General features: G+C 69.5%; 15 protein-coding genes. 14 read left to right on the top strand and 1 reads right to left on the bottom strand.

Going from position 1 to position 17,494, the window contains the following annotated elements; genetic code table 11:
• The first annotated feature begins 27 nt into the window (after positions 1–27).
• Positions 28–879 (top strand): glycosyltransferase family 32 protein, encoded by an 852-nt coding sequence (locus JI751_RS16025; RefSeq protein WP_201938873.1) that lies wholly within the window; start codon positions 28–30, stop codon positions 877–879.
• 69 nt (positions 880–948) lie between these two features.
• Here the strand turns inward: JI751_RS16025 and JI751_RS16020 are convergent, their stop codons facing one another.
• Positions 949–2,949 carry an acyltransferase family protein gene (locus JI751_RS16020; RefSeq protein WP_201938872.1) on the bottom strand — a complete coding sequence of 667 codons (2,001 nt, stop codon included), beginning with the start codon at positions 2,947–2,949 and terminating at the stop codon, positions 949–951.
• Positions 2,950–3,214: 265 nt separating this feature from the next.
• Here JI751_RS16020 and JI751_RS16015 point away from each other — a divergent pair, with 265 nt between their 5' ends.
• The 13 genes from JI751_RS16015 to JI751_RS15955 all read left to right on the top strand — a co-directional run bounded on the left by JI751_RS16015 (position 3,215) and on the right by JI751_RS15955 (position 17,490).
• Positions 3,215–3,976: an FkbM family methyltransferase gene (locus tag JI751_RS16015; RefSeq protein ID WP_201938871.1), complete on the top strand. Its 762-nt coding sequence runs from the start codon at positions 3,215–3,217 to the stop codon at positions 3,974–3,976.
• Between the two features lie 73 nt (positions 3,977–4,049).
• Positions 4,050–5,138, top strand: a complete 1,089-nt coding sequence (locus JI751_RS16010) for an acyltransferase family protein (protein WP_201938869.1) — start codon at positions 4,050–4,052, stop codon at positions 5,136–5,138.
• Positions 5,139–5,222: 84 nt separating this feature from the next.
• On the top strand, positions 5,223–6,065 hold the full coding sequence (locus JI751_RS16005; RefSeq protein ID WP_201938867.1) for a glycosyltransferase family A protein: 843 nt from the start codon (positions 5,223–5,225) through the stop codon (positions 6,063–6,065).
• Positions 6,066–6,209: 144 nt separating this feature from the next.
• A complete protein-coding gene (locus tag JI751_RS16000; protein ID WP_236666401.1) occupies positions 6,210–6,617 on the top strand; it encodes an acyltransferase in 408 nt (135 codons plus the stop codon).
• A gap of 4 nt (positions 6,618–6,621) precedes the next feature.
• On the top strand, positions 6,622–7,626 hold the full coding sequence (locus JI751_RS15995) for a CgeB family protein (RefSeq protein ID WP_201938866.1): 1,005 nt from the start codon (positions 6,622–6,624) through the stop codon (positions 7,624–7,626).
• Complete coding sequence (locus JI751_RS15990; protein WP_201938865.1) at positions 7,611–8,699, top strand: hypothetical protein; 1,089 nt, start codon at positions 7,611–7,613, stop codon at positions 8,697–8,699. The genes JI751_RS15995 and JI751_RS15990 overlap by 16 nt, the downstream gene beginning before the upstream one ends.
• Positions 8,696–9,367, top strand: a complete 672-nt coding sequence (locus JI751_RS15985; protein WP_201938863.1) for an acylneuraminate cytidylyltransferase family protein — start codon at positions 8,696–8,698, stop codon at positions 9,365–9,367. The genes JI751_RS15990 and JI751_RS15985 overlap by 4 nt, the downstream gene beginning before the upstream one ends.
• A gap of 72 nt (positions 9,368–9,439) precedes the next feature.
• Positions 9,440–11,713 carry an N-acetylneuraminate synthase family protein gene (locus tag JI751_RS15980; RefSeq protein ID WP_201938862.1) on the top strand — a complete coding sequence of 758 codons (2,274 nt, stop codon included), beginning with the start codon at positions 9,440–9,442 and terminating at the stop codon, positions 11,711–11,713.
• Entirely contained in the window at positions 11,704–12,780 is a 1,077-nt protein-coding gene (locus tag JI751_RS15975) for a glycosyltransferase family 4 protein (protein ID WP_236666400.1), read from the top strand. Before JI751_RS15980 ends, JI751_RS15975 begins: the two co-directional genes overlap by 10 nt.
• The gene (locus tag JI751_RS15970; protein WP_201938861.1) at positions 12,777–13,940 is read left to right on the top strand and encodes an O-antigen ligase family protein; all 1,164 of its coding nucleotides are present in this window, start codon (positions 12,777–12,779) and stop codon (positions 13,938–13,940) included. Before JI751_RS15975 ends, JI751_RS15970 begins: the two co-directional genes overlap by 4 nt.
• Complete coding sequence (locus tag JI751_RS15965) at positions 13,933–14,955, top strand: glycosyltransferase family 4 protein (protein ID WP_201938859.1); 1,023 nt, start codon at positions 13,933–13,935, stop codon at positions 14,953–14,955. Before JI751_RS15970 ends, JI751_RS15965 begins: the two co-directional genes overlap by 8 nt.
• On the top strand, positions 14,955–16,088 hold the full coding sequence (locus JI751_RS15960; protein WP_201938857.1) for a glycosyltransferase: 1,134 nt from the start codon (positions 14,955–14,957) through the stop codon (positions 16,086–16,088). The genes JI751_RS15965 and JI751_RS15960 overlap by 1 nt, the downstream gene beginning before the upstream one ends.
• Positions 16,078–17,490, top strand: coding sequence for a sugar transferase (locus JI751_RS15955; RefSeq protein ID WP_201938850.1), 1,413 nt, complete (start codon positions 16,078–16,080; stop codon positions 17,488–17,490). The genes JI751_RS15960 and JI751_RS15955 overlap by 11 nt, the downstream gene beginning before the upstream one ends.
• The last annotated feature ends 4 nt before the right edge of the window (positions 17,491–17,494 follow it).

The following is a 17,494-nucleotide window of genomic DNA, read 5'->3' as shown; positions in this document are numbered from 1 at the left end:
CGAGATGGTGTGCAAAACTGCCTGGTCATGCGCCTCATCGACATCGCACGTGAGGTCAAGCACGCGCAGCTCGTCGCACGCCGGAGACTGGCTCCCCGCCTCGATCCCGCCCGCGACCGCGTGCATCGCCTCGTCGACACCGTCCGGCCTTTCACCTACTCGGACGGGTTGTTTCCCGAATCGTTCATCGCCGAGACACCGAAGGTCGCCGTTCACGAGAGCGGGCCGGCTCCGGTGCGTGTCTTCGCGTTGTGGACCGGCGACAACCAGATGTCCGTCAACCGCGCCGCGGCCTTCGCGGACCTGGAGTCTCGGCTCCCGATCACGCTGATCACCCCGGCCAACCTCGAGGAGTGGGTAGTGCCTGACGCCCCGCTCCATCCGGCGTACGACCACCTGTCCTTCGTGCACCGCTCCGACTACCTGCGCGCGTACTTGATGCATCACCACGGTGGCGCCTACCTCGACATCAAGCGGGAGTACGGCGACGTCCTCGCGGCGGTCAACTCGCTCAACGCCTCGCCCCAGCACTGGATGATGAGCTTCCGCGAGCTCGGCCCCCACACGGTGGCTCCCGAGCAGGGTGAGGTCGGCGCAGCCCTCCGGCGCCACTATCGACTCCTCCTCGCGATGTGTGCCTTCGCCGCCAAGCCCGGGTCACCCCTCACGCACGAATGGCTGGCGGAGGTGCATCGACGACTGGACCACTACAGCCCCGCACTGCGGGCCAGCCCCGGCAATGCGCTGGGGGACAACGACGGCTACCCCATCCCGTGGACCGCGATCCTCGGTGGCGTCCTGCACCCGCTCTGCTTGAAGTACCCCGAACGCCTGATGATGGATGACGCGTTCCGTCCGTCGTTCCGCGACTACCGGTAGGGATGGCTCCGCAGCTCGTCGTACATGGGGTCTGTCGCTCCGGCCTGGCCGATCATGACGTTGCCGGTGTCATGGAGCAGCTTCGATCGCGCGCTGCATCTCGACCTCGAGGTCATCCGCCAGGAAGAGCGACCCGTAGGCATTGAGGTGCTCGGGGTCGCGGTACAGCGTCGTCCGGCCGTCGACCGCCGAGCACGTCACGGCACCACAGAAACGGTCGAACGGCGACCACAACGAGACGTTCTCGAGCCGTTCGGCCACGTCCGCATCGACGCCGAGGCCAGGACCTTGCACATCGAGCACCTGCTCTCGGCTCACCGTGCACGACGGATTGATGATCCCGTACCTGCAGGGCGACCCGTTGGCACCGACATACGGAACATCGCCAATGAGGAGCACCGGCACGCCGGCCGTGTCCAGCTGCTCCAGTACCTCGACGTTGCCGGAGACCCAGGCGTCGGGGTCTGACGCGCGATCGAGGGCGGACTGCGCGGTCACGACGAGATCGACCTTGTTCTCCGTCGCGAACTCGGTGCGCCACGCGGTCAGCTCGGGGCAGTTCGACACAAGGCCCGCAGTAGGCACGGCTGGCCCGACGTAAGGGCACGCTGCACCCGTGGCCATGACGACGTCGTACCCGAGATCGTTGCCCGCCTCGACCACGCCGTCCGACAGGCCATCGGCGTGCGAGTCGCCGACCAACATGATCGTGCCGGCGGACGCTCGGCCCTCGACCGGAAAAGTGCAACGGTCGAAGACGCCTGGGTCGGCCTCACCATCGACGAAGCACCCGGACCGCACTCCGAGAGTAGGGGCTGCGACGGAGTCTCGCTGGCCCTTGATGCGGTCGCTCCCCCAGCCGGTCGACACACCGCCCAGGACCGCCGCGGCGACGATCGCGGGAAGCGCCGTCGCGACGACGGCGACGCGCCAGGTCGAAACCGTCCCGAGCCTGATCGGATTCTCCACGTAGCGGTAGGCAACCATCGCCGGCACGACCGAGAGGAGTGCGCCCAGCAAGGGCAAGATGGGGAGGTCGAGGGGCACGATCGTCGAGAAGACGATGAATGGCCAGTGCCACAAGTAGAGGCTGTAGGAGCGATCCCCGATTGCCGACATCACGGGGGTGGACAACAGGCGGGTGGGAAGCGAGGACGACAAGGAGGTGCCGGCGGCGATGAGCATCGCCGTCGATGCGACCGGCACGAGTGCGATCGCGCCGGGGAAGGGGAAACGCCCCTCGCTGAGCAGGCCGGCGGACACCACGAGCCCGGCTGCGCCGACGGCAGCAGCAACACGCGTAGGTATGGCGCCCAGGCCGCGGAGCCGGGAAGCGGCGAGAGCGACGAGGGCGCCCGCTGCGAACTCCCACGCCCTCGTCAGGGGCACGTAGAAGGCGAATGCTGCGGGCACAGTGATCCCCGGCGGCGTGACCAGTTCGTACGACAGCACCACGCTGGCGAGCAACGACAGCGCGGCAACCACAGCCACCACTGCCGTCAGCACCGATCGCGACCCACCGACGCGACGGCGCGCGGCGAGAAGCACGATGAAGGGAAAGACGAGGTAGAACTGCTCCTCCACCGAGAGCGACCAGGTGTGCAGCAGCGGGTTGTCGGCGGCACGCTCCGCGAAGTAGCCAAAGACAGGGACCCTGTAGAGCACGGCGTTGGCGCTGAAGAACGACGCTCCGAGCGCCGTCTGCGCCGTCAGCTCCTGTCCTCCTGCCCGGGTGAGTGGCGACTGCAAGAACACGGAGAGGACCAGGACCGTCGTCAGCATCAGCGCCAGAGCTGGGGCCAGCCGCCGAAGGCGCCGTCCGTAGAACCGCCGCAGGTTGATCGTTCCCGACCTACCGTGCTCGCGCAGCAACAGCCCAGTGATGACGAACCCCGAGATCACGAAGAACACGTCGACCCCGATGTAGCCGCCCGGCACTGGCAGTCCGGCGTGGAATGCAATCACCATCAGGACCGCAATCGCTCGAAGGCCCTGAACGTCCGGCCGACGCGAGTGCTTCATCTGGGCTTGCACAGTGGACCGCGCTTCAGGCAGGTCGACTCGTGACATGAATGGAGATCCTGCCTCCTTCGAACCGACGGCGCGGGAGTTCCCGCAGACTCATCCACCGGCCCGGTCACTTGGTGCTCCAAGTGTTCTCCTCCAGCGGTGGTGCACCGCCCCGAATGACACAGGAGGCCACCTATAGTCCAGCGGTATGGCGGATTCCGAGCTGACGCACCTGTGGCAGGCACACCTTCGACTACAGGCGGACCTCTTCCGAGCGCCGGCCAGGCGTTATCAGGACCGAGCGCGAGCGCGTTCCACGGGGATCTTGAATGACCTGTTCTTCGCGCTCGTGGACGCCGCCCGGCCCGATCTCTTCGTCGAGGCCGGGGCTTTCGAGGCTGAGACGTCGCTGCACATCGCACGCACCCACTCCGACTGTTCGGTGATCGCTTTCGAGGCAAACCCCGACAATCACGCCCACTTCGCGAGGTTGCGAGAGTTCGACCGGAATGGGGTGCAGTACCTCAATTTCGCACTCACTGACGCGCCGGGCCCTGTCACATTTCATCGGCAGACCGTGAACGGGTCCACCATCGTCGGCCACAGCTCGTTGCTCGAGCGGAGCGCGAACCATGACGGACCGGTGCAGCCCGTCACGGTCCAAGGAGTGCGGCTCGACGATCACACTCCTGACGCCGCCCGTGTCGCCATGTGGGTGGATGTCGAGGGAGCGTCCGGACAAGTCCTTCGCGGCGCCGCTCGGCGTCTCGCTGCGTGTGACGTCCTGAAGATCGAGGTCGAGGAGGAACCGTTCTGGGAGGGACAGTCGCTCGCCACGGACGTCATTAGTCAACTGGGGGACTCAGGGCTGATTCCCGTAGCTCGCGACATCGAGCAGCCGAGCCAGTACAACATCGTTTTCGCCAGCACGCGTTTGCTGCGTCAACGACCTGCCATCGAGGCCATCGAGCTGTTCATCGCCCGAGCACAGGACCATGCGTCATGGCCCGTCGTCGAAGCCGTAAGGGCACACCCGTTCTACGGCAGGGCGTCATTCGCCATCCGCAAGAGGATGGGCGACATCTGACGATCCGTCGCTCAGAATGGGGCGGGGCTCGGCCGCTGCCTGACCGCACATCCGCACCGAGCAACCCTGTGGAATGATCAAGCGCATGTCTCGGGGCAGCCGGCACCTGCCTTCTCTGACGAGCCTTCGGTTCTTCGCCGCAATGCTCGTCGTCGCGTACCACGCTGCCCATCAGTCGACGCCGGCTGACGGCCACGCGTTTGCCAGCTTGCGGTTCGGCTACTTGGGCGTCACCTTCTTCTTCGTCCTCTCAGGGTTCGTCATGGTGTGGTCGGCACGCGATGGAAGTGCGGCTGCGTCCTACTACCGTCGGCGATTTGCTCGGGTATGGCCGGTTCATGCATTGACACTGGTCGCAGCCGCGACGTTGGTCGCGGCCGGAGTACTGGAGAGCCGCACCGGACTGGGCACGACCACGGCGAACGCGCTGCTGTTGCAGGCATGGACCATGGAGCTGAGCGTCGCGTACTCCTACAACAGCGTCGCGTGGTCGTTGTCGGCCGAAGCGTTCTTTTACGCGGTATTCCCTCTGCTCTACCTCGTCTTCCGACGGCAGGCGCCCACCTTGGCCATTGCCGTAGGGGTCGGTTGGCTGGTGCTGGGCGGCTTACTGGCCGAGGCACTGGCTACGCCAACAGCGACCTACGCGCTCACCTACACCTTCTCCGCATACCGAGTGGGCGAGTTCCTGATCGGCATGGGCATTGCGCTCCTCGTCCGCACAAACGACTCATCGGGTATCCGTCCGTTCCTCGCGGTCGCCTTCGCGGCTGTTTCTTACGCTGGCCTGATCGTCGTAGACCGGCTTTCCGCGGGCACACTTGGCGACCACCTGTGGGTCGTCTCCCTCATGTTCATCCCTGCTGTCGCGCTCATGCTCGTGGTCTTTGCTCGCCGCGACCTGAACGGCGACGAGGGATGGCTGAGTAGTCCTGCTCTCGTCCGACTCGGACGCTGGTCGTTCGCGCTCTACATGGTGCATGAGCTCGTCCTGCGAGTTGCTCGCCCGTTCATGCTCGGTCGGCCGTGGACGGCGGTGATCTTCGTGGCCTGCGCGATCGCACTGTCGGGTGCGGTGTACCGATTGGTTGAACAGCCCATCGAGAGGCGGATGCGCGGTTCACGGAAGCCCGCCGCTCAGCTCGACAACATCCCCGCATGACAAGCCCGGCTGCGGATTGGACTCTGAGGTGAGTTGGCCCGCAGATCGCCACTGCCCACAGATGCACGCATTACGGTTAGGCAGATGACCAGCGTCTCGATCGTCATCCCTTGCTACAACGGTGGCGACATGGTGCTCGCGGCGGTCGCGTCAGCCCTTGGTCAGACCCACGACGAGACGCAGGTGGTGGTCGTCGATGACGGGTCTTCCGACGAGGCCACGCTGCGTGCGCTGGACGAGCTGCGAGATGACGGTCGCGCGCTCGTGCTGAGCCAACCGAACGGCGGGCCGAGCGCAGCACGAAACCTCGGGATCGAAATGGCGTCAGGCGAGTACATCCTTCCCTTGGATCATGACGACGAGATCCACGCCGACTACGTAGCAAGGGCAGCATCGGTCCTGGACTCGGAGCCTGCGACTGGCATCGTCTACGCGCGGGCCGAGCGATTCGGTGCATCCGAGGGCGAGTGGGACCTTCCGGAATTCAGCCTGAAGGCGATGTTCGCGCGCAACGTCATCCACGCCTGCTCGATGTACCGCCGAACGGACTGGTCTCTGGTCGGCGGCTACTCGACCGAGCTACGCAGCGGCGACGAGGACTACGACTTCTGGCTGAAGATCCTTGCGCTGGGGCGCGGCGTCGTCCGACTGGACGAGATCCTGTTCCGCTACCGAGACGTGGGGTCATCGCGCGCACACGTCATGACACACGCCGACCGTGTCGAGGCGCTGGCCCGGATCTTCGCGGCAAACTCCGATCTCTACGTAGAGCACGCGGACGCGATGGCAGAGATGCTCATCGAGCACCAGCGGCAGTGGGACATGTTGGCGCACTTCAAGAAGCGCTACGGGCGGATCGAGGATGCGATCTCCCGGGCGGGCGGCTTCCGAGCTCGTCTGACCGGTCGAGGTCGCACTGCTCACTAGACTGGGCGGGTGACCCTGACCCAGCGGCTGACCGAGGCACGGCCGGCCCTCCGGTGGCGCGCAGGCCAGTTGGCGACACGGCTCGTCTACGCGCGGGCGTTCGGCGGCATCGGCGATGGGACTGTCATTGTCCGCCCTCACAAGTTGCAGGGGGTTGAGCGGATCCACCTCGGCACCGGCTGCTCGGTCTTCGAGGGCGCCTGGCTGGCGAGCGAGCCGGACGGCGGTGACCTGCGGATCGGAGACAACACCTACCTCGGCCACGACGTCCACCTCCACGCCTACGACGCCGTCACGATCGGGTCGGGCTGCGTGATCGCCGACGGCGTGTTCGTCGGCTCGTCCGACCACGATCGTGACGACCGGCACCTCGTGCATGGCACCGGCGCGATCACCATCGGTGACCGTGTCTTCCTGGGCCAGAGGTGCGTCGTGCTCGGTGGGGTCACGATCGGCGACGGCGCGACGATCGGCGCGCACGCCGTGGTCACCAAGGACGTCGCGCCGGGCCAGACGGTCGTCGGGATCCCCGCTCGTCCCGTCGGGGCGTGAGCCGATGAAGGTACTGGTGGTCAGCCCCGGCTTCCACGGCTACCACTCCGCCATCTCGGCTGCGCTGTCCGCTCGCGGGCACGACGTGACGACCCACGTGTACGACGACCACGGCGGTCTGGCGGGTCGAGCGTGGCACCAGCTGCGTCACCAGCTCCCGCACCGCGTCGGCGCCGGTTCGCTCCGACGACTGGCCCGGGAGGAGACGGTGCGGTCCGCGGCCGCGGTCGACCAGACCCGCCCTCAAGCCGTGCTCGTGGTGAAGGGCGACCGGCTGGGAGAGCAGTTCTGGACCGCGATCCGCGGGTTGCCGCGCATCATCTGGCTCTACGACGAGCTCCGACGCACGCAGTGGAGCGCCGAGCGACTGCAGCCGCTCGGTCCCGTGGCGACCTACTCCGCCCTCGACACGGCCGACCTCGATGCCGCAGGCCTCGACGTGCGTCACGTCCCGCTGGCGTTCGACCACCGACTCGTGCCACACCCCACCAGGCGCCGCGACCAACCGGTCACCTTCGTCGGGGCGCGCTACCCGTCGCGCGAGCACGTGCTGGCCGCGCTGGTCGCTGAGGGCGTGCCCGTCAGGGCCTACGGTCGCGACTGGTCGGGGCACCCCGTGGACCGCCTCCGCACCTGGCGCGTGGGTGCCCCGTCGATCCCAGCAGGACGGGACAGGTCGCGCGCCGACGCCTACGACCTGATGACCGCCTCGGTCGCGACGCTCAACCTGCACGGCGACCAGGACGGCTTCACGATGCGCACCTTCGAGGCCGCCGGCACAGGGACCGTCGAGCTGATCGACCGCGCCGATGTGGAGGGCCTCTACGAGCCCGGCGTCGAGGTGCTGCCCTGGAGCACGCTCGAGGAGCTCGTCGAGCTGTGCCGCCGCAGCATCGTCGATCGGACCTGGACCGACGCCGTCCGCACCGCTGCGCGGGCGAGAACCCTTGCCGAGCACACCTTCGACCACCGCGTCGCGGTCCTGGAGGACGCATGGGACACGGCCTGAGGCATCCCGGTGACCTCGTCGCGTGGCGCCGCTGGCACGAGTCGCGCCACCCGCTGCGTCACGCCGTTCGCACCGCGCGCTCGCGCATCCGCAAGCCGGCCTCGGCCCTGGTCGACGTGTTGGAGCCCGAGGGCGAGCCCGACGTCCTGGTGGCGGTGGAAGCGACCCATGCCAGCGTCCGCCATGCAGTCGCCGCTCCCCTCGACCACCTCGACCCCGGCCGGACGATCGTCGTCGCACCCACCGGCTGGCAGGCACCACCGGGCTTCGCCGGACACCGACGCCGGGCGACCGACCTCGCCGGGCTGACCACGTCGGCGCCACCGCGCGCGGTGCTGGCAGCAGGCCACTACACGGAGATCGGCAGTGCTGCCTACGACCTCGCCGAGCGGCACGGAGCGACCTTCTTCGTCGCGCAGCACGGAGCCCTGACGCCGTTCGCTCCGCCGCTCCCACGTGCTGCTCGCCTTCTCGCCTGGAGCGAGAGCGACGGTGACTTCTGGACGGAGGGTCGGCAGGACGTGCAGGTGTCCGCGACCGGGAGTCAGCTGCTCTGGACCGCGGGTCTCGTGACGGGCGCCAGCGCGCCCTCCTCGACCAGCAGTGGAAGCGCCAACGCGCCTTCCTCGACCAGCAGTGACAGCGAACGCCTCGTCTACCTGGGCCAGGGGCACGCGGCCGAGATCTCGCGCGCCCGTCTGGCCCACGCCGCGCTGGTCACCTGTCGCGAGCACGGCGCCGCCTACCGGCCGCACCCGTCGGAGCGCGACGTGACCTCGCGTGCGGTGCTCGGGGCGTACGCCCGCGCCGGCATCACGATCGACACGAGCGGCGTTCCCCTGGTCGACCTCGACGCGCCGATCGTCAGCGTGTTCTCCACCGGCGTGCTGGAAGCCGCCGCACGCGGGCGCCGGGCGTGGGTCGACTTCCCGCGACCTCCCGCATGGCTGGGTGAGTTCTGGGAGCGTTACGGCATGCACCGCCTCGGCACCGCGCCCACGCCCGCGCCAGACCAGCCGAGCGTCGAGCCCGCCCGCCGGATCGCCGAGATCGTGACCGAGGCCGCGCGATGACGCTCTGCGTGATCCCCGCCCGGGGCGGCTCGAAGGGCGTGCCGCGCAAGAACCTCCTCGACGTGGCCGGCAAGCCGCTGATCGTCTGGACGATCGAGCAGGCGTTGGCCGTCCCGGGCCTCGACGTCCTGGTGTCCACCGATGACGAGGAGATCGCCGAGGTCGCGCGCGCGGCCGGCGCCCGGGTGCCGTGGTTGCGACCAGCCGACCTGGCCCAGGACACCACGCCGACCGAGCCGGTCGTCCGCCACGCCATCGAGCAGGTGAGTGCCGACCGCGGTCGCCCGGAGGCGGTGATGCTGCTCCAGGCCACCTCGCCCGTGCGCCACGCCGACACGCTCGCGCGAGCGTTGACGGAGTTCACGGCCACCGGCGTGGACTCGATGGTCGGCGTGGTCGAGCAACCGCCGTTCATCTGGCAGGCGGGAGACCCGCCCTCGGCGGCGTACGACGTCACAGCGCGTCCACGCCGGCAGGACCTGACGGAGTCCACGCGGCGCTATCGGGAGACCGGTTCGCTCTACGTCACCCGCACCGAGGTCTACGAGGAGCAGGACAACCGGCTCGGCGGACGGATCGGTCTCTTCGTGATGGCGGAGGACGAGGGCATCGACATCGACACCGAGCTGGACGTCGCCCTTGCGGCGCGCTTGTTGACGGCGCGTTGACCAGACTGACCGCGCGATGTCGCTCGTCCCTTTACGGTTGAGGCGCACCACCACCCACGGAAGGCCTCTGCGTTGATCATCGAGCGTGACCTCACGCCCTACGTCGTCTACTCCGGCGACCCGGTCCTGCGCGCGCTGGAGAAGATCACCGCCAACCAGGCGCGAGTGATCTTCCTCGTCGACTCGCACGGCCACCTCGACGGTGTGCTGTCCGACGGCGACTTCCGCCGCTGGGTGAGCGGCGCCGCCAGCCTCACCGTCGACGTGCCGGCCATCGAGGCCGCCAACACCTCGCCGCGCAGCCTGCCCATCGGCAGCAGCCCCGCCGAGATCTCCCACGCCTTCGGCTCCGGCATCGACCACGTCGCCCTCGTCGACGAGCGCGGCCACCTCGTCGCGATCGCGATCAACCGCGCCGACGAGCTGCGGATCGGCCGCCACGTCGTCGCCGCCGACGCGCCCACGGTGCTGATCTCCGAGATCGGCATCAACCACCAGGGCGACGTCTCGCTGGCCAAGCAGCTCGTGGACCTGTCCGTCGAGGCCGGCGCCGACATCGTCAAGTTCCAGCTCCGCGACATGGAGTCGGTCTACCGCCAGGGCTCGTCGGGCTCGGGCGGGGAGGACCTGGGTCCGCAGTACACCCTCGACCTCCTCGCGAAGTACAACCTCGAGGCCGACCAGCTCTTCGAGGTCTTCGACCACTGCCGCGACGCCGGCATCGAGGTCATGTGCACCGCGTGGGACCCGGTCAGCGTCGACCGGCTGGTCGACTACGGTGTCCCGTCGCTCAAGGTCGCCTCCGCCGACATGACCAACCACGCGCTCCTGCGCCACATGGCCGCGAGCGGGACGCCGATGGTCATCTCGACCGGCATGTCCACTGAGGGCGAGATCCGCGAGACCGTCGAGGTGGTCCGCAGCACCGGCGTCGCGCACGCCTTCCTGCACTGCCAGTCGACCTACCCGGCGCCCTTCAAGGACATCAACCTCGCCTACCTCACGCGACTCGCCGAGCTGACCCAGGCACCGGTGGGCTATTCCGGGCACGAGCGCGGCTTCCACGTCCCGGTCGCGGCAGTCGCCCTCGGCGCGCGGATCATCGAGAAGCACTTCACCATCGACCGCGGCCTCGAGGGCAACGACCACAAGGTCAGCCTGCTGCCGGGCGAGTTCAAGGAGATGGTGCAGCGCGTCCGCGAGATCGAGGAGGCACTCGGCACCGCGGCGCCGCGCGCGGTCTCCACCGGCGAGATGATGAACCGCGTCAACCTCGCCAAGTCGCTCGTCGCCGCCCGCCGGATCGAGGTCGGCGAGACGCTCACCGACGCCGACATCGACATCAAGAGCCCCGGCCGCGGCCTCCAGCCCAATGCGTACGACAAGCTCGTGGGTCGCACGACGACGCGAGCCCTCGAGGCCGGTGACTTCTTCTACGCCACCGACCTCGGCGATGCGGCGCCACACGGCCGCGCCTACGACTTCCGCCGCCCCTGGGGGCTGGCCGTCCGCTACCACGACGTCGACGCGATGACGAAGGACACCACCCCCGACTTCCTGGAGTTCCACTTCTCCTACAAGGACCTCGACCTGCCGGTCGCGGAGGTCTTCGCGAAGTACCCCGGCGGCCTGCCGATGGGCTTCACCACCCACTCCCCCGACCTCTTCGCCGGCGACTTCCTGCTCAACCTCGCCTCCACCGACGACGACCACTGGGAGCGCTCGATCCGCGAGCTCCAGCGCGTCGTCGACACGACGCGCGAGATGCAGCAGCACTTCACGCGGAGCGCCGACGCGAAGGGCGAGACCGAGGGACCGGTGATCGTGGCCAGCCTGGGCGGGTTCACGACCGACGCCTTCGTGACCCCGGCCGAGAGGGAAGCGATGTACGACCGGGTGGCCGCCGGGCTCGCCCGCGTCGACGACTCCGGCGTACGCCTCTGCGCGCAGACGCTGCCGCCCTACCCCTGGTACATGGGCGGCCAGCTCTACTGCAACCTCTTCGTCGACCCGCGCGACACCGCGGCCTTCGCCGAGAAGCACGCCCGGCGGCTGTGCTTCGACGTCTCTCACTCCAAGCTCTCGGCCAACTACCTCGGGATGTCGTTCGCCGAGGCCACGGACCTCCTCGCGCCGCACAGCGAGCACCTCCACCTCGTCGACGCGACCGGCGTCGACGGCGAGGGCGTGCAGGTCGGCGACGGCGAGATCGACTGGGCCGTCCTCGCGCAGCAGCTCGACACGATGTCGCCGGGCGTCAGCTTCATCCCCGAGATCTGGCAGGGCCACGTCAACGACGGCGAGGGCTTCTGGATCGCCCTGGAGCGGCTGGAGCAATGGTTCTGACGCAGCCGACCGCCCTCTGGGCGATCCCGGTGAGCGACCTGGCCGGGGTGGCGCGCCACGTCCTCGACGTGGCACGCAACGGCATCCCTGGCTGGCGGCTGGTGTTCCTGACCCCGCCCGGCGACCTGCCGCGCGAGCTGCGCGCGGTCGGCGCCGAGGTGGTCGAGGGCGACTTCGGACCGGCGCACGGGCTGCGGTCGTCCGCGCGGACGCTGCGCAAGGTCGTACGCCGTGAGCGTCCGGCGGTCGTGCACACGCACCTGGCCTACGCCGACATCGTCTCGGCCCTCGTCGTGCGCGGGCCGCGGCTCGTGACGACCGAGCACGGCATCGCCCGCGACGACGTGGTCTACCACCGCTCGACGGCCAAGGGCCGCGTGATGGCGCTCGCGCACACCGCCCGGATGCGGCGCTTCGACGCGGCGATCGCCGTCAGCCGTGCGACCGCCGACGCGATGGTGCAGAAGTGGCACCCGAAGGTGCCGATCACCGTCATCCCCAACGGCGTCGACGTGGTTTCGAGGCTCGCTCCGCTCGCACCTCAACCATCAAGGGAACCCGGACTGCGGGTGCTGTCGCTCGCACGACTGTCGCCGGAGAAGCGGCTCCCGGCACTGGTCGACGGCTTCGCCGCGCTGCACCGGACGCACCCGGAGGCGCGACTCACGTTGGCCGGGACCGGGCCGGAGGATGCCGCGCTGCGCGCGCAGGTCGCGCGGTTGGCGCTCACCGACGCCGTGGCCATGCCGGGGTTCGTCGACCCCGACGTCGCCATGGCTGAGCACGACGTGCTCGCGATGCTGTCGGTCTGGGAGAACTGCTCGTACGCACTGCTCGACGCCGCCGCGCGCGGCATGGGCGTGGTGGCGAGCCCCGTCGGGGGCAACCCGGAGATCCTGCCCGCGAGCTCGCTCGTCGATGCCGCCGACTCCGGAGCCGTCGCCACCGCCCTGGCCGCCCAGGGCCTCGAGCCCGAAGTGCGTCCGGGCCTGGTCGACTGGCCGTCCGTCGCCGAGATGTGCGCGCGGGTGGCGTCGACGTACGCCGACGCCGGAGCACGGGCGTGAGCACCAAGAACACGCCGTGGGCACTTCCGGACAAGACGGTCGCGCGCGCCGACGAGGCCGACCGCGAGATCCGGATGAGCGACTTCGCCCTCCTCGCGCTGCTGCCCGTGCGCTCGATCGCGGTCGCGGGCTTCCCGCTCAACGAGCTGGCGATCGTCGCCCTCATCGGCCTGTGCCTCTTCCGGTCCCCGCGTGGCGGGGCCCGGTTGCCTGTTCAGGTCGTGCTGACCATCGGCGGCCTGCTCGCCGTGCTCACCTACTCCGGGCTCGCGAACGTCGGCTCCAACGAGGCTGACTGGACGCGTCGCGTCGGGCACGTCGTCATCATGGCGGGCCTCATCTGGGCCGGAGGAACCGGGCGACTCTCGCTGAGGTCGGCTGGCGCCGGGATGGCGACAGGGTTTGCCGTGGTGATCGGGCTCGCGATCGTCAAGGTGGGTGGCGACTACTACCCCGGACGGCTGACCGGCTACCTGGCGGACCCCAACGCTGCGGCGTACTTCATCGCCGTGGTGGGGATCATCGCCATCTTCTTCTGCGACGAGCGCACGAAAGTGCGGATCGCCGTCGCCGTCCCGATCGTGGTCGGACTCGTCCTCGTCTACTCCCGCACCGGCCTCCTCGCCGGCGTGTTCGCGGCCGTGTGGCTGCTGCTCGGACGCCGGCTGGGTCAGGTGGCGGGCGCCGTGCTCGCCCTCGTGATGGTCTGGGCCGTCAACAACATCCCCGAGAGCCTGACCACAGTCGGCCCCTTCTCGGACCGCTCCGGCAGCGACAAGCTGCGCCTGCGGATCATCGCGCAGGAGCAGGTCGAGCTCGCGGGAGCGCCGTGGTACGGCAACGGGCCGGGCTCGGCCACGGTGGAGATCCGCAACCTCACCTTCTACTTCCACAACAGCTACCTGGCGACCCGCCAGGAAGGCGGCTGGGTGGCTCTGGTTCTCGTCCTGCTGCTGCTGGCCTATTGCTTCGTCAGGCTGTCTGCCCAGTCCCGGAACGGTGACCTCCAGGCCGCGGCCTGCCAGGCCGCCATCATCAGCACCGGCGTCATGGCCATCACCCTCGGTGAGGTCCTGCTCGACACGCCGGTGAGCGTCGTCGTCGCGTTCGCCCTCGGCCACGCGCTGCGTCGCCCTGCCGAGGACCCACCCGATGGCTGAGCGGATCCACCTCGCCGCCAACAACGCCGACCTGGGCGGTGGCGAGCAGATGCTCGTCCGCGCCGCTGCCGCACTGCTCGACCTGGGCCACGACGTGGCCGTGGTCGCCCCCGACTCCCCGACCGAGGTGCTCGACGCTGCTGCGGGACTGGGCGCCGTGCCCGTGGCGATCCGGGCCGACGGCCGGAAGCAGTACATGCGGCGCCTGCGGTCGTGGGACCGGACGCAGAGGCGCGGACTGCTCTGGTGCCACGGCCTGGTCCCCGCGCTCGCCACCGCCGGCCATCGGCGTCGCATCGTGCACCTCCACCAGCTGCCGCGCTCCCGGGCACAGACGGGTGCGCTGGTGGCCGCGGGCATCGGGAGCGAGCGGCTGCTCGTGCCGTCGCAGTTCCTCGCCCGCCAGCTCGGCGGAGCCCAGCCGTTCGCCAACTGGACGGACGACGCGCCACGCCGCTCCGGGCACGACCGGGCGAGGCGCGTCGGCTTCCTGGGTCGGCTCTCGACGATCAAGGGGTTGGACGTGCTGGCAGAAGCACTGGCCCAACGAGGCCTCGACGACGTCGACCTCGTGGTGGCCGGCGACGAGCGCTGGGTGCCCGACACCGATGCCCGGCCCGTCCGCGAGGCGCTCGCAGCGCTGGGAGATCGGGTGAGCCTGCTGGGCCGCGTCGACTCCCCGGACGCGTTCTTCGACCAGGTGGACCTCGCCGTCATCCCGAGCCGCATCGCCGAGTCCTTCGGGCTCGTGGTGGCCGAAGCGATGGCGGCCGGGGTCCCCTTCGTGGTGTCCGACGCCGGAGCCCTCCCCGAGGTGGCCGGTCCGGCCCACCCGTGGGTCGCACGAAGCGGCGATCCGCACGACCTGGCGCGGACGCTGCGGGACGCCCTGTCGGCCGACACGGAGCAGGTGAGGACCGTGACCGACGCCGCCCGAAAGCGTTGGGAGGACGAGTACTCCCCAGCGGCTGGCCGCGAGCGCGTACGACGTCTCCTCGAGGAGCTGGGGGTGTGATGGCACAGCCGACCGTGGCGATCGCCCACGACTACCTCACCCAGCGCGGTGGCGCCGAGCGCGTCGTGCTCAGCCTGATGCGGGCCTTCCCGGACGCGCCGGTCCACACCACGCTCTACGATCCCGCGGGCACCTACCCGGAGTTCGCCGACGCCGACATCCGCACCTCGCCGCTCAACCGGCTCGGCGCGCTCCGGCGCGACCACCGCCTCGCGCTGCCCCTGCTCGCTCCCGCAGCGTCGCGCATGCGCATCGATGCAGACGTCGTGGTGGCATCGAGCAGCGGCTGGGCCCACGGCTTCCGCACCGCGGGTCGCACCGTCGTCTACTGCCACAACCCAGCGCGCTGGCTCTACCAGACCGACGAGTATCTCGGCGGTCCCGCGTGGCGCTCCCCCCTTGGACCGCCCGTCCTCGCCCTCCGCCCGATGCTGCGTCGCTGGGACCGCCGGGCAGCCGACGGCGTCGACGTCTACCTCGCCAACAGCCGCGTGGTGCAGCAGCGGATCGCGACGACGTACGGTCGCGAGGCGGAGCTGCTGCCGCCGCCGCACGGCATGGACGCCGCGGCCGACCAGGACCCCGTGACCGAGCTGACGGGCTGGGACCCGGGCTACGCGCTCGTCGTGTCCCGCCTGCTCCCCTACAAGAACGTCGACGCCGTCATCGAGGCCGTCCGCGGCACCGGCCGACGCCTCGTGGTCGTCGGCCACGGGCCCGAGGAGGCGCGCCTGCGGGCCACGCTCCCCGACCACGTGCGCCTGCTCGGCGGGCTGAGCGATGCCCAGCTGCGCTGGGTGTACGCCCGCGCGGGCGTGCTGGTCGCAGCGAGCCACGAGGACTTCGGGCTGGCGCCGCTCGAGGCGGCCGCCTTCGGCGTGCCGGCCGCAGCCCTGCGGGGAGGTGGCTTCCTGGAGACCGTCGTCGAGGGCAGCACCGGGCTGTTCTTCGATCGTCCCGATCCCGACGCCATCGCCGCGACCCTCGCGCTAACGGATCGCCACGACTGGGACGCTGACACAATGAGGGCGAGGGCCGAGCAGTTCGGGGAGGCACGGTTCATCGACAGGATCCGAGCCATCGCGCTCGGCGAGACCGACGGCCCAGGGAGGGGTGGACCGCATGCGCCCTGAGGGCATCAAGCTGCTCCCGTGGCTGGTCGGCACCATGGACCTCGCGATGATCGCCATAGCGACTGTCCTGGCGATCCGCTTCCGGGTCTCGCTGTCGATCTTCGACACGGCCGGCGACGTCCTCGAGAACTCAGCACTCGCCAGCGTCTTCTTCGTCGGCACCTGGCTGGTGATGCTGGTCTTCTTCGGAACCTACGAGCTGGACGTCTTCGGCGCCGGGACCGAGGAGTTCAAGCTCGTCGTCAACGCGTCGTTCTTCACGGCGGCGCTGGTGGCCACCATGGCCTTCCTCATGCAGTACCCGCTCTCCCGCGGGTTCTTCGTCCTGCTCTTCCCGATCGGCGTGCTCCTGCTCGTCCTCGGCCGGCTGCTGACCCGACGGCTGATCCAGAGGTTCCGGGCCGCGGGACACTTCAACGAGAAGGTGCTGCTGGTCGGCACGCCCGGCTACATCGGCGAGATCCACACGGTGCTGGCCCGCGAGAAGTGGCTCGGCTACCAGGTGATGGGGTGCCTCGTCCCGAGCGACTACGCGGGGCTGGAGACGACGTCGACCGGGATCCCGGTGCTGGGGCACAGCGAGGAGGTGCGGGCGGTCGTCGACGAGCTGAACCCCGACATCGTCTTCTTCACCGCGGGCGCGGTGAGCTCCTCGACGGCTCTGCGCCGCCTCGCGTGGGACCTCGAGGACCACGCCCACGTGCAGATCATCGTGGCACCCAACGTGACCGACGTGTCGAGCGAGCGGGTGCGCATCCGCCCGGTCGCTGGGCTGCCCCTCATGCACCTGGGCCGCTCGCGCTCGCAGCTGGCCACGAACGACGCCAAGCGTGCCTTCGACGTCGTCGGCGCGCTGGCGATCCTCGCCGTGCTGTGGCCGTTGCTCCTCGGCCTGATGCTGTGGATCAAGAGGCACGACGGCGGACCGGCGCTCTTCCGGCAGACCCGGGTCGGGCGGGAGGGGGCGGAGTTCACCTGCCTCAAGCTGCGCTCGATGTCGGTGGACGCCGAGCAACGACTGACGGAGGTCGAGGCGCGCGACCACGTGCTCTTCAAGAGCACCGAAGATCCCCGGGTGACCAAGCCCGGACGCTTCATCCGCCGGTTCTCGCTCGACGAGCTGCCGCAGCTCATGAACGTCCTCCGTGGCGAGATGAGCCTCGTCGGTCCTCGACCGCCGCTGCCGTCCGAGGTCCAGCAGTACGAGGACGACATGCTGCGCCGGCTCAACGTGCTGCCCGGCATGACGGGTCTCTGGCAGGTCTCCGGTCGCTCCGACCTGTCCTGGGAGGACACCGTCCGGCTCGACCTCTACTACGTCGACAACTGGTCGATGGTGCAGGACCTGCTCATCCTGGCGCGCACCGTCAGCGCTGTCGTCAGCAGCCGCGGAGCCTACTGACGCG

This window comes from Nocardioides baculatus (genome assembly GCF_016735675.1).
In the GTDB taxonomy this organism is placed as follows: Bacteria; Actinomycetota; Actinomycetes; order Propionibacteriales; family Nocardioidaceae; genus Nocardioides; species Nocardioides baculatus.
This window is presented reverse-complemented; position numbering and strand designations above follow the sequence as displayed.